Source organism: Ruegeria sp. YTSA144, from assembly GCF_059610125.1.
This window is the reverse complement of sequence record NZ_JBXWNA010000001.1, coordinates 775167-787278: the sequence shown is the minus strand read 5'-3', so window position 1 is coordinate 787278 and position 12112 is coordinate 775167. Positions and strand designations below refer to the sequence as shown.

Genomic DNA, 12112 nt, shown 5'->3' with positions numbered 1-12112 from the left:
CTATATCTAGGGGGTGTTGTGACAGTGCCTCCTACAGTTGGTGTTGTTGCGCTCAAATTTCATGGTGATATTGTATCCCCAGGGTGATTCAGAGAATACGATTGGCGAAATTCCTGTTGATTTCCATGAATTCCCATGGCATCCCTAATACATCCGATGAGGACGAGGCAGCAGGGGCGCCAAACGACCCCGACCAAAAATAATCAGGTTTCATACAGGCATCTCGCTTTCATCAATCAAGAGATCCGGCGCGCGGGCGAGCAGACATCCCCCCAGGTGGCGCGTGCAGCTGGACATCCCGCACAGCGGGTCAATGCGGCGGGTTGATCAGTGGCAGCAGATCAACCCGCCGTTTTTCATCCGGGGGGAACGCGAATTTCAAGTGGGGCGCAAGCGAAAGGGACAGTCGTCTTGGCGCGCAGGTTCAGAGGTGAAAGCCACCATAAGGTGGATGCGAAAGGCAGGGTGTCGATCCCGGCCTCGTTTCGCCGTGTGCTTGAAGCCTCCGATTCCAACTGGCAGCCCGGCGACAATCCAGAGCTTGTGATCGTCTACGGGGATCATCGCCGCAAATACCTGGAATGCTACACGATGGAGGCGATCGACGAGGTCGATGCCAAGATTGACGCGCTGCCACGCGGCTCGATGAAGCGCAAGATGTTGCAGCGCCTGTTCCACGGGCAGTCCTTCCCGACCAATGTCGATGAAACCGGGCGGCTGGTCCTGCCGGCAAAGCTGCGCAAGAAGATCGGTCTTGAGGGCGAGGCGTTTTTTATCGCCGCCGGGGATACTTTTCAGATCTGGAAGCCCGAGACCTACGAATCCGAGGAACTGGCGGCGACCGAGGAATGGCTCGACGGCCTTGGCGAGGATGTTGACCCGCTGCAATTCCTCGATGAAGTCGAGGGCGGGTGACGGCATGGCGGCCGCGGATCACCCACAACCGGACGCGCCTCACATCCCTGTCTTGCTGCGCCCGCTCCTGGCGGCGGTGGCGCCGGTCACGGGCGTCTGGCTGGACGGCACCTTCGGCGCAGGCGGGTACACCCGCGGATTGCTGGAGGCCGGGGCCGACAAGGTGATCGGTGTTGATCGCGATCCGCTGGCTTTTGAGATGGCGTCAGACTGGGCGGGCGCGTTTGGCGACCGGCTGGTGATGCAGCCCGGCGTGTTCTCTCGTATGGATGAATACGCGCAGGATCTGGACGGCGTTGTGCTTGACCTTGGCGTTTCCTCGATGCAACTGGACCAGGCCGACCGTGGATTTTCCTTCATGAAGGATGGCCCTTTGGACATGCGCATGAGCCAGGATGGCGAAAGCGCTGCCGATCTGGTCAATACCGCGACCGAGGCTCAATTGGCCGACATCCTGTTCCATTATGGTGAAGAACGCGCCAGCCGCCGGATTGCCAGGGCGATTGTCAAAGCGCGCGCGGAAGAGCCGATTACCACGACCCTGCGTCTGGCCGAGATCATCGAATCCTGCCTGCCACGTCCGAAACCGGGGCAATCCCACCCGGCCACGCGCAGCTTTCAAGGGCTGCGGATCGCCGTGAATGCAGAATATGAAGAGCTGTTTCAGGGATTGATGGCCGCTGAACGTGCATTGAAACCCGGCGGGCAATTGGCTGTCGTCACGTTCCATTCCATCGAAGACCGGATGGTGAAACGGTTTTTCCAGTCCCGCGCGGGAAAGACGGGGCGTGCGAACCGCTATGCACCCGAGATTGAACAGGAACAGCCTCAGTTCACGTTGAAGACCCGCAAGGCGGTGGGTCCTGACGAACAGGAGTTGCGGGAAAACCCGCGTGCACGGTCAGCCAAACTGCGCGTGGCGATACGAACCGATGCTCCGGCGGGGGAAATCGAATCGCGGGCCATCGGGATGCCGCAACTGGGGGGAAGGGCAAGATGAAGAGTGTTTTGTATGTGTTGACTGCTCTGTCCGTATTCGGCCTTGCTTTGTGGGCCTATCAGGAAAACTACCGAACCCAACAAGTGGTCAAGGAAACGCAGTCTTTGCAGCGCGAGATCGGAATGGCACAGGTGCGGCTGGCCGTTCTGAACGCGGAATGGGCCTATCTGAACCGCCCGGACAGGCTGCGCGAACTGGCCGACCTGAACTTTGAACGCCTTGGCCTGCTGCCGTTGCGGGCCGAGCAGTTCGGACGCGCGGATCAGATCGCCTATGCCGAAGACCCGGACCTGCCTGTCGTTGATCCGATTGAATTGCAGGCCATCACCGATATTCAGGCTTTGGGCGAGGTGCAGATTCCATGACACGCACCCCTCTGCGCCCCCTGGCCCGAATCCTTGATGCCCGCGCCCGAGGCGAAAACCCCAAGGCAATCGAGCGTGAAAACATCCGCAAGCGCCACGAAGAGATGAAAGATCGCGCCCGCGCCCGCGCCGAAGGGCGTCTGCTGGTGCTTGGTCTGTTCTTCTTCTGCGCATTTTCAGTTGTCGGTGTTCGCATGGGCATGTTGGCGACCTCGGAAGCACAAGAGCCTCTGGCCAGCGCGCCGGGAGCAGCGATTGCCATGCAGCGCGCCAACATCGTCGATCGCGAAGGGCGCATACTGGCCACCAATCTGGACACCTATTCCGTTTACGCACAGCCCCCTTTGATGATCGACCCCGTTGCCGCCGCAGACCAGTTGGTAGCGATTTTTCCTGATCTGGACAAAGAGCGGCTGATCAAGGACTTCACCGGCAACCGCAAATTCCTGTGGATCAAGAAACGCATTTCGCCCGAGCAGAAGCAGGCCGTGCACGACATCGGTGATCCCGGCATCCTGTTCGGCCCGCGAGAAATGCGGCTTTACCCCAACGGGCGGCTGGCCGCTCATATCCTGGGCGGGGCCGGTTTTGGGCGTGAAGGCGTCAGCGCCGCCGAAGTGATCGGCGTGGCCGGTGTGGAAAAGCAGTTCGACGATTATCTGCGCGATCCGGCCAACGGCAACAAACCGCTGCAACTGTCGCTGGACCTGACCATTCAGGCCGCGGTTGAACAGGTTCTCGATGGCGGCATGAAGATCATGAATGCCAAGGGGGCCTCGGCCGTTCTGATGAACGCGCATACGGGCGAGGTCATTTCAGCTGCTTCGCTGCCTTCTTTTGATCCCAATGACCGCCCGCGCCCGCCGACCTCGGGCTTTGACCCCTCGGACAGCCCGCTGTTCAACCGTTATGTGCAAGGCGTGTACGAACTGGGGTCCGTTTTCAAGATTTTCACCGCGGCCCAGGCCGTTGAACTTGGATTGGTGAATTCGAACACCATCATCGATACGTCCGGGCCGATGAAGATCGGCCGCTTTCCCATAGGCGAATTCAACGGCAAGAACTATGGCAAGATCAGCGTGGCGGATGTGATCGTCCACAGCTCGAACCGTGGCACGGGGCGTCTGGCCTTGCAAATCGGGGCCAAACGGCAGCAGGAGTTTCTGGACGCGCTTGGCATGTTCGATCCGACCCCTTTCGAGATTGTCGAGGCCAAGGGCGGCGTGCCGCTGAAGCCGAAGAAATGGGGCGAGCTCAGCACCGTGACAATTTCCTATGGCCATGGCCTGTCGACCAGTCCGATGCATCTGGCCGCCGGATATGCTGCGATTGCCAATGGCGGGCATTACGTCAGCCCGACCATCCTGCGCCAGAACGGCACGCAATACGGGCCTCGTGTCATGTCACAGGACACCGCACGTCAGGCGCAGAAAATGCTGCGCAAGGTGGTAACGGACGGCACCGCCAGTTTCGCCGAGGTCAAGGGCTATGACGTGGCGGGCAAGACCGGTACGGCCGACAAGCCCAAACCGCGCGGCGGGTATTACGACGACAAGGTCATTGCCACCTTTGCGACGATCTTCCCGGCCTATGACCCGCAATACGTTCTGATCGTCACGTTGGACGAACCTTCGATCGTGGCCTACGGTGAAAAGCGCCGCACGGCCGGTTGGACTGCGGTGCCTGTTGCCGCCGAACTCATCGGTCGCGTCGCACCGTTGTTGGGGCTACGCCCCCGGCTTGAGCCTGAGGCGGGCGCTGCTATAACGCTGACCTCAAACTAGGCTGTCCGGCAAGAGGTGGGTCATGGGCACAAGGACGAAGAAACTCAGCCAGCTGGCCCTGACCGCAAGAGAGGGCGCAAACCCGGATATCACTGGTCTGGCCGTTGACAGCCGCGAGGTGAAAGAAGGCTTTCTGTTTGCCGCGCTGCCCGGTTCCCGCGTTCATGGCGGAGAGTTCATCCAGTTTGCCCTGCGCATGGGGGCCGCTGCGATCCTGACCGATGCCAAAGGGGCAGAGATCGCCGAGGCCGAACTGGCAGCCTCGGACGCAGCGCTGGTCGTGGTGGAAGACCCGCGTCAGGCGCTGGCCGGTGCCGCGGCGCTGTGGTTCGGGGCGCAGCCGCAAACCATCGTGGCCGTCACGGGAACGAATGGCAAAACGTCTGTTTCCACCTTTGTCCGGCAGATCTGGACCGAGCTTGGCCATGCCGCCATCAACCTCGGCACTACCGGGGTCGAGGGTGCCTGGACAGCGCCGCTGGCCCATACCACGCCCGAGCCGATCACCTTGCACCGCTGTCTGGCCGAGGCGGCCGAGAACGGCGTGACCCATGCCGCAATGGAGGCGTCGTCCCACGGCCTTGAACAGCGCCGTCTTGATGGCGTTCACCTGACCGCCGCCGGTTTCTCGAACTTCACGCAGGATCATCTGGATTACCACGAAACCTTCGAGGCTTATTTCAACGCAAAGGCTGGTCTGTTCGACCGGGTTTTGCCGCAGGACGGAACAGCTGTCGTCAACCTGAGCGACCCTAAAGGGGCTCAGATCAGGCGGATTGCCGAGGCACGTGGTCAGTCGGTGCTGACGGTCGGGCTGGGCGATGCTGACCTGTGCCTGATCAACCAACGGTTCGACGCCACGGGGCAAGACCTGCGCTTTGCGTGGCAGGGCCGAACGTTCCAGACCCGCCTGAACCTGATCGGCGGGTTTCAGGCCGAAAACATCCTGCTGGCCTGTGGGCTGGTGATCGCAGCCGGGGACGGCCCCGAACGCGTTTTTGAAACTCTGCCCCACCTGACGACGGTTCGCGGGCGGATGCAACTGGCCGCCACGCGTGACAATGGCGCGACGGTGTTCGTGGATTATGCCCACACGCCTGACGCTGTCGCCACAGCACTCAAGGCGCTGCGCCCGCATGTGATGGGCCGTCTGATTGCCATTGTTGGCGCGGGCGGGGATCGCGACGCCACCAAGCGCCCGTTGATGGGCAAGGCGGCAGCCAACCATGCAGATGTGGTCTTTGTCACTGACGACAACCCGCGCAGCGAAGATCCTGCTGTCATCCGTGCGGCCGTGATGGCGGGCGCTTCGGAGGCCGCCGGCGACGCCAGCGTGACCGAAGTCGGCGACCGCGCCGAGGCCATCCTGCGCGGCATCGATGCGCTGCAACCGGGCGACGCTCTGCTGATTGCCGGAAAGGGCCATGAATCCGGACAGATCGTGGGGGATCAGGTTCTGCCCTTCGACGATGTGGAACAGGCCAGCATTTCCGTGGCAGCACTGGACGGGAGGGTCGCATGACGCTCTGGACAGCATCCGATGCGGTTGAGGCGACGGGCGGTCAGGCGACGACCGACTGGGCGGCAAATGGTGTCTCCATCGACACCCGCACCCTTCAGCCCGGCGATCTGTTCGTGGCGCTGAAAGCGGCGCGGGACGGGCATGATTTCGTAGCTCAGGCGTTGGAAAAAGGGGCTGGTGCCGCGCTGGTTTCCCGTGTTCCGGACGATGTACCAGACGGGGCTCCTCTGCTGATCGTCCAGGACGTGCAGGCAGGTCTTGAAGCGTTGGGGCAGGCGGCACGGGCCCGAACGGATGCGCGCGTGGTCGGCGTGACGGGCAGTGTGGGTAAAACATCGACCAAGGAGATGCTGGCGACAATCCTGGAAACGCAAGGGAAAACCCACGCCAGCGTCGCCAGTTACAACAACCATTGGGGCGTGCCCCTGACCCTTGCGCGGATGCCCCGCGACACCGAATTTGCGGTGATCGAGATCGGCATGAATCACCCCGGTGAAATTTCCCCGCTGGCCAAACAGGCCCGCCCGCATGTGGCGCTGGTGACGACCGTGGCGGCGGTGCATCTGGAAGCCTTCGAATCGGTGGCCGGCATTGCCCATGAAAAAGCGGCGATCTTCGAAGGGCTCGAACCCGGCGGGGCCGCGATCGTCAACGCAGATATCGACCACGCGGACATCCTGCGCCAAACAGCGCTGGAGCAGGGGGCAGGGATTGTCGATTTTGGCCGGAACGCAGCGGATTACCGGCTGACCGATGCTCGGGCAGTAGCCGATGCAGTGAAAGCCGAAGCCAAGGTTGGTGATCACGTGATCCAATTCGAGGTGAACTCTGCCGGTACGCATTTCGCGATGAACGCGCTTGGCGCTTTGGCGGCCTGCGTCGAATTGGGGGTCGATCTGGAACAGGCCATCGCGGGCCTGAATGCGTGGTCACCCGTCAAGGGGCGCGGGGTACGTGAAAGCTTGCCATTGTCAGGGGGTGGGCAGATCGAGCTTTTGGATGACAGCTACAACGCCAACCCGACCTCGATGGAGGCTGCGCTGGATGTCTTGGCCGCCTCCAAAGGCACCCGCCGCATAGCGTTTCTGGGTGACATGAAGGAACTGGGCGCCCAGGAAGAGGCCATGCATGCCGCCATGGCAGATATCAAGGCGATGGCGCATGTGGATCAGGTTCATTGCATCGGGCCGTTGATGCAGGCGATGCACCACGCGCTGCCAGAAAAGAAACGTGGACTCTGGTTCGCAACCAGCGCCGAAATGGCCGAACATCTGCCTGCGTTGATCCGGGATGGCGACACGGTGCTCGCCAAGGGCTCACTCAGCATGGCGTTGGCCGCGATTGTTGACGGTCTGCGCAAAATGGGGCAAGGGGGCGCGCTTGATGGGTGAACATGCCCGCGCGCCTCGTGTGAGAAAGGTATTGTCATGCTGTACTGGTTGACCGCTCTGTCGGACGGAGGGGATTTCTGGAACCTCTTCCGGTATATCACCTTCCGTGCAGGCGGTGCCTTCATGACCGCGCTGATCTTTGGGTTCATCTTCGGAAAACCCCTGATCAACGTGCTGCGCAAGAAACAGGGCAAGGGCCAGCCAATCCGTGACGACGGCCCCGAAGGGCATTTTTCCAAGGCAGGCACACCGACAATGGGCGGGTTGCTGATTGTCGGCGCTCTGGTCACGTCAACCCTTGTCTGGGCGCGGTTGGACAACCCGTATGTCTGGATGGTTCTTTTTGTGACCTTGTCATATGCGGCCATCGGGTTTGCGGACGACTATGCCAAGGTTTCAAAACAGAACACGCAAGGGGTTTCGGGCCGGATGCGTCTGGCTTTGGGCGTAATCATCGCCGTGCTGGCCTCGCTTTGGGCGACGTTGCACCATCCCGAAGCCTTGCAGAACCAACTGGCCGTACCCGTCTTCAAGGACACGCTGGTCAATCTGGGCATCTTCTATATCCCCTTTGCGATTGTCGTGATCGTGGGGGCCGCCAATGCGGTGAACCTGACCGATGGTCTGGACGGGCTGGCCATCATGCCGGCGATGATCGCGGCCTCGACCCTGGGCGTGATTGCCTATGCGGTGGGTCGGGTCGACTTCACCGAATATCTCGATGTGCATTACGTCCCCGGTACCGGTGAGATCTTCATCTTCACCTCCGCGCTGTTCGGAGCCGGCCTCGGGTTTCTCTGGTACAACGCCCCCCCGGCGGCGGTGTTCATGGGTGACACCGGATCGCTGGCCCTGGGCGGCGCATTGGGTGCCATCGCCGTAGCCACCAAGCACGAGCTGGTTCTGGCCGTGGTCGGCGGCCTGTTCGTGGTCGAGGCGCTGAGCGTGATCATTCAGGTCCTCTATTTCAAACGCACGGGCAAGAGGGTCTTCCTGATGGCCCCGATCCATCACCACTATGAGAAAAAAGGCTGGGCCGAGCCGACCATCGTGATCCGCTTCTGGATCATCTCGCTGATCCTGGCGATGATCGGTCTGGCGACGCTGAAGGTAAGATAAAGGAATACAAACGATGCATTTTGACTTCACAGACTCGAGCACAAACTCAGGCCGAGTTGCAAATTTCGCTCGAGGATTTGGGGGAATGCTGGGGTTCGGCATAGCAACGCTTTGGTTTGCTGAAAAATTTGCCTTTTCTTTGTATGGTGCGGCTTGTGCGTTTGGCGCTTTTATTTGTTTTTCCGGGTTTCTTTTGAGCCTTGCCTATACTTATGATTCCGGTCTGAAAGTTTTGAGCAAAGGCAAGAGCTTAGAGCTGCAATTCGTGAACTACATGGGGTGGAGGTCGCTCGCGGTAGTAGTGTTTACTATTATTTCCATAGCAATCGTACTCGTCAGGTACTTCGGTGACTAACAAATGATCCCGGTCAAAGGCTTTACAGGACAGAGAGTAGCTGTTCTGGGGCTGGGCCGATCCGGCTTGGCCACTGCGCGCGCCCTGAGTGCGGGCGGGGCCGAGCCAGTGTGCTGGGACGACAACCCGGCCGCCCGTGAAACCGCCGAAGGCGAGGGCTTCTTTTGCGCCGACCTGCGCAAGCACGGGGCGTTTGACGACATCGCGTCGCTGATCGTTTCACCGGGCATTCCGCATCTCTATCCTGAACCGAACCCCGTGGTGGCCGCAGCCCTGGATGCAGGCGTGCCTGTGGACAATGACATCGGCCTGTTCTTCCGCTCGTTCGCGGGGGCGGAATGGAACGGTTACGACACGCCGCCGCGCGTGATTGCGGTGACGGGATCGAACGGGAAATCGACCACGGCGGCGTTGATCCACCACATTCTGACCGAGGCCGGGCGCGAGGCGCAGTTGGCGGGCAATATCGGGCGCGGTGTTCTGGATATCGATCCGGGCGGAGATGGTTCGGTCGTGGTGCTGGAGCTTTCCAGCTATCAGACGGAACTGGCCCGCGCTCTGACCCCCGATGTGGCGGTGTTCACCAACCTGTCGCCCGATCATCTGGACCGCCACGGCGGCATGGGTGGATATTTCGCGGCCAAACGGCGCCTCTTTTCCGAAGGCGGCCCCGACCGCGCGATCATTGGCGTCGACGAAACCGAAGGTGCGTTTTTGGCCGGGCAACTGGCCGAAGGGCCATCGGATGACCGGGTGATCCGTGTCTCGGTGGCGCGGAAGCTGACCGGGCCGGGCTGGCAGGTCTTTGCGCGCAAAGGGTTCCTGTCGGAATACCGCAAGGGGCGGCAGGCGGGGTCTATCGACCTGCGCGCCATCAAGGGCCTGCCCGGTGCGCATAATCACCAGAATGCCTGCGCGGCCTACGCCGCCTGCCGGTCGCTGGGCCTTGCCCCGCGCGTGATCGAGGATGCGCTGCATTCCTATCCGGGTCTGCCGCATCGCAGCCAGATCATCGCCGAGGCCGATGGGGTTACCTACGTCAACGACTCCAAGGCGACCAATGTCGACAGCGCCCTGAAGGCATTGACCGCGTTCAAAAAGATCCGATGGATTTGCGGCGGTCTTGAGAAAGAGGGCGGCATATCAGCCCTGAACACGGCGACGGGCGAGGTCATCAAGGCGTATGTGATCGGACGCGAAGCGGCCGGTTTTGCGATGCAGCTTGAAGCAGACGCGCAGGTCTGCACCACGATGGAGGCCGCCGTGGCACAAGCCATGGAGGATGCCGAGGCCGGTGACACGGTGCTGTTGGCACCGGCCGCCGCCAGTTTCGACCAATATGACAATTTCGAACAGCGCGGCGATGACTTTGCAACGCAAGTCAGGCTCAGGCTGACGGAATAGCCATTTGCAATAGATCGCCGGCTGGGCCAAGCTTGGATGCTATCAGCTTGACGCGGCATCACTATTGGTTTTGCCTGCCTCCAGATTCAACACGAGGTTATGACTATGCCATTTCGTAGACTTTCTCTGATCCTGCCTGCCATTCTTGTTGCGGGGGCCTGTACCAATACGGGTGCCAACTATCAGCCCATTGTCGACGGCCCGGTCGGTCCGAACTACAACGTGGACCTGCAACAATGCCAACAACTGGCGGCATCGCAGAGCAGCGTTGATGGCTCTACCGCAGGGAACGCGGCAATTGGCGCAGCGGGTGCCGCGGCCGTTACCGGGATCGTTCAGGACAGCAGCGACAATCTTGGTCGCGCGGCTGTGGCAGGTGCCCTGGTAGGTGCTGGCGCAGACGTCATCAACAAAAACCAGAACAAGGAAGTGATCGTGCGCAACTGCATGCGTGGGCGCGGGTACAACGTCGTAGGCTAACGCCCTGCGGCAATTGCAACACCTGCGGCATGGCCTGACGACCATGCCCACTGGAAGTTGTAGCCGCCCAACCAGCCGGTGACATCCACCGCTTCACCAATCGCATAGAGGCCGGGGACATCCTTGGCCTCCATCGTTTTCGAGGACAAGTCGTCCGTGTCGATCCCGCCCAAGGTGACTTCGGCGGTGCGATACCCTTCGGTTCCCGACGGCGCCAGTTGCCACGCGGACAAGGCCGCGGTCAGCTCGGCCAGTTTCGCGTCCGACTGATCCGCCAGCTTCCCGGACATCGGAATGATCCGGCACAGGTGATCGACCAGCCGGGCCGGCAGATGCCGCGCCAGTTCAGTGGTCAGCGCCTTGCGCCCTGCGCTTTGCCGCTGTGTGCGCAACAGATCAAGCAGAGGCAGATCGGGGATCAGGTTCACCCGGATCGGCTCACCTTCGCGCCAGTAAGACGACAATTGCAACACTGACGGTCCGCTGAGGCCGCGATGGGTGAACAGCAGCGCCTCGTCGAAGCTGGCGCGATCATTCGACAGTCGCACGGGCAGTGAAACACCGGACAGGTCCTTGAACCGCCCGTCCGAGAAGGTGAACGGCACCAGCGCCGCCCGCGTCTCGGTCATCCGCAACCCGAACTGGCGCGCGATGTCATAGGCCAGCCCGGTAGCGCCCATCTTGGGAATCGATTTCCCGCCCGTTGCCAGCACCATATTGGTGCAGGTCAGATGCTGCCTTTGCCCGTCACGCTCCACCTCCAGTGCAAAGCCGCTTTCGGTCTTGCGCAGATCACGCAGCGAGGTTTGAACCCACAGCTCTGCTCCTGCACCGCTCATTTCATCCAGCAACATCCGGATGATCTGTTTCGAAGAGCCATCGCAGAACAGCTGGCCCAGGGTTTTTTCATGCCAGGCGATGTTGTGACGTCCGACCAGATCGACGAAATCCCATTGCGTGTACCGTGCAAGGGCGGATTTGCAGAAATGCGGGTTCTGCGACAGGAAATTGCCCGGCGCGGCATGCATGTTGGTGAAATTGCAGCGCCCGCCACCCGAGATGCGGATTTTCTCGCCGGGTGCCTTGGCGTGATCAATCACCAGCACGCGCCCGCCGCAATGGGCCGCACACATCATGCCGGCAGCCCCGGCCCCAAGGATGATCGTGTCGTAGGTCATGGGCGGGGGATGGCGTGGATTAATCGGGATGGCAAGGCCTCATGCCGAAGTAGTGCATGAGACGCACTGCCCGCGCATTCCCGGATTTGAGGTCAACCGACATGCCGATTGCCAGATGTTCAGCGCGCTGTCATGCTGCGGCTTTAACGCAAAGAGGCTTTGACAAAACAAGCTGACAAAAGGAATTTCCAATGCAGTTTCCCGAATTTATTTCGTCATTTCCAAAACTGGATGTGCCTTTTCCTGAAGACGTGGTGCAGACGGCCGTCATTCGATCAGATGCAGGGCTGGTCGCTTTCTTCACTTTCCTCAAGGACATGGAGCTTCCCCTGCATTCGCATGGTGCCCAATGGGGGACAGTGGTCGAGGGGGAAATTGAACTCACGATCGGTGGCCAGACACGCATCTACCGCCCCGGCGACAGCTACTCGATCCCAAGCGGAGTGGAGCACGGAGGGACCATCAAGGCGGGGTCTCGTGTCATCGATGTTTTTGAAGAGCCCGACCGATATCCGATCAAAGGTTAGCGCAATGAGCAACACCTAGTAGGTTTCATCACACGCCGCTCGACCAAGTGGCGCGGCTGACATTGCGATATC

The 12112-nt window shown here is 60.8% G+C and carries 12 protein-coding genes; 11 read left to right on the top strand and 1 reads right to left on the bottom strand.

All coding sequences use genetic code 11. The features are described 5' to 3' along the window. Positions 1–411: 411 nt before the first annotated feature. The 10 genes from mraZ (at position 412) to AC2FF8_RS03960 (ending at position 10335) form a co-directional block, all read left to right on the top strand. Positions 412–915: a division/cell wall cluster transcriptional repressor MraZ gene (gene mraZ, locus AC2FF8_RS04005; RefSeq protein WP_170343702.1), complete on the top strand. Its 504-nt coding sequence runs from the start codon at positions 412–414 to the stop codon at positions 913–915. A gap of 4 nt (positions 916–919) precedes the next feature. Next, positions 920–1915: a 16S rRNA (cytosine(1402)-N(4))-methyltransferase RsmH gene (rsmH, locus tag AC2FF8_RS04000; protein ID WP_496879273.1), complete on the top strand. Its 996-nt coding sequence runs from the start codon at positions 920–922 to the stop codon at positions 1913–1915. Next, positions 1912–2280 (top strand): cell division protein FtsL, encoded by a 369-nt coding sequence (ftsL, locus tag AC2FF8_RS03995; protein WP_152458671.1) that lies wholly within the window; start codon positions 1912–1914, stop codon positions 2278–2280. The genes rsmH and ftsL overlap by 4 nt, the downstream gene beginning before the upstream one ends. Further along, positions 2277–4064, top strand: coding sequence for a peptidoglycan D,D-transpeptidase FtsI family protein (locus AC2FF8_RS03990; protein WP_257599089.1), 1788 nt, complete (start codon positions 2277–2279; stop codon positions 4062–4064). Before ftsL ends, AC2FF8_RS03990 begins: the two co-directional genes overlap by 4 nt. 22 nt (positions 4065–4086) lie before the next feature. Further along, complete coding sequence (locus AC2FF8_RS03985; RefSeq protein WP_496878970.1) at positions 4087–5586, top strand: UDP-N-acetylmuramoyl-L-alanyl-D-glutamate--2,6-diaminopimelate ligase; 1500 nt, start codon at positions 4087–4089, stop codon at positions 5584–5586. Further along, on the top strand, positions 5583–6977 hold the full coding sequence (locus AC2FF8_RS03980; RefSeq protein WP_496878969.1) for a UDP-N-acetylmuramoyl-tripeptide--D-alanyl-D-alanine ligase: 1395 nt from the start codon (positions 5583–5585) through the stop codon (positions 6975–6977). The genes AC2FF8_RS03985 and AC2FF8_RS03980 overlap by 4 nt, the downstream gene beginning before the upstream one ends. 36 nt (positions 6978–7013) lie before the next feature. Beyond that, the gene (gene mraY / locus AC2FF8_RS03975; protein WP_152458667.1) at positions 7014–8096 is read left to right on the top strand and encodes a phospho-N-acetylmuramoyl-pentapeptide-transferase; all 1083 of its coding nucleotides are present in this window, start codon (positions 7014–7016) and stop codon (positions 8094–8096) included. A gap of 85 nt (positions 8097–8181) precedes the next feature. Continuing rightward, positions 8182–8451 (top strand): hypothetical protein, encoded by a 270-nt coding sequence (locus tag AC2FF8_RS03970; RefSeq protein ID WP_257599086.1) that lies wholly within the window; start codon positions 8182–8184, stop codon positions 8449–8451. A 3-nt stretch (positions 8452–8454) separates the two neighbouring features. Next, positions 8455–9855 carry a UDP-N-acetylmuramoyl-L-alanine--D-glutamate ligase gene (gene murD / locus AC2FF8_RS03965; RefSeq protein WP_496878968.1) on the top strand — a complete coding sequence of 467 codons (1401 nt, stop codon included), beginning with the start codon at positions 8455–8457 and terminating at the stop codon, positions 9853–9855. 105 nt (positions 9856–9960) lie between these two features. Next, positions 9961–10335, top strand: coding sequence for a glycine zipper family protein (locus AC2FF8_RS03960; RefSeq protein WP_245217959.1), 375 nt, complete (start codon positions 9961–9963; stop codon positions 10333–10335). Here AC2FF8_RS03960 and AC2FF8_RS03955 read toward each other — a convergent pair. Next, the gene (locus AC2FF8_RS03955; RefSeq protein ID WP_496878967.1) at positions 10332–11513 is read right to left on the bottom strand and encodes a BaiN/RdsA family NAD(P)/FAD-dependent oxidoreductase; all 1182 of its coding nucleotides are present in this window, start codon (positions 11511–11513) and stop codon (positions 10332–10334) included. The genes AC2FF8_RS03960 and AC2FF8_RS03955 overlap by 4 nt on opposite strands. A 191-nt stretch (positions 11514–11704) precedes the next feature. Between AC2FF8_RS03955 and AC2FF8_RS03950 the strand changes: the two genes are divergently transcribed. Continuing rightward, a complete protein-coding gene (locus tag AC2FF8_RS03950) occupies positions 11705–12040 on the top strand; it encodes a cupin domain-containing protein (protein WP_170343711.1) in 336 nt (111 codons plus the stop codon). The last annotated feature ends 72 nt before the right edge of the window (positions 12041–12112 follow it).

Bases quoted from the DNA above. Each gene is read 5' to 3' on its own strand.
- rsmH (WP_496879273.1), top strand. From the start codon at position 920: ATGGCGGCCGCGGATCACCCACAACCGGACGCGCCTCACATCCCTGTC.
- ftsL (WP_152458671.1), top strand. From the start codon at position 1,912: ATGAAGAGTGTTTTGTATGTGTTGACTGCTCTGTCCGTATTCGGCCTT.
- AC2FF8_RS03990 (WP_257599089.1), top strand. From the start codon at position 2,277: ATGACACGCACCCCTCTGCGCCCCCTGGCCCGAATCCTTGATGCCCGC.
- AC2FF8_RS03985 (WP_496878970.1), top strand. From the start codon at position 4,087: ATGGGCACAAGGACGAAGAAACTCAGCCAGCTGGCCCTGACCGCAAGA.
- AC2FF8_RS03980 (WP_496878969.1), top strand. From the start codon at position 5,583: ATGACGCTCTGGACAGCATCCGATGCGGTTGAGGCGACGGGCGGTCAG.
- mraY (WP_152458667.1), top strand. From the start codon at position 7,014: ATGCTGTACTGGTTGACCGCTCTGTCGGACGGAGGGGATTTCTGGAAC.
- AC2FF8_RS03970 (WP_257599086.1), top strand. From the start codon at position 8,182: ATGCTGGGGTTCGGCATAGCAACGCTTTGGTTTGCTGAAAAATTTGCC.
- murD (WP_496878968.1), top strand. From the start codon at position 8,455: ATGATCCCGGTCAAAGGCTTTACAGGACAGAGAGTAGCTGTTCTGGGG.
- AC2FF8_RS03960 (WP_245217959.1), top strand. From the start codon at position 9,961: ATGCCATTTCGTAGACTTTCTCTGATCCTGCCTGCCATTCTTGTTGCG.
- AC2FF8_RS03955 (WP_496878967.1), bottom strand. From the start codon at position 11,513: ATGACCTACGACACGATCATCCTTGGGGCCGGGGCTGCCGGCATGATG.
- AC2FF8_RS03950 (WP_170343711.1), top strand. From the start codon at position 11,705: ATGCAGTTTCCCGAATTTATTTCGTCATTTCCAAAACTGGATGTGCCT.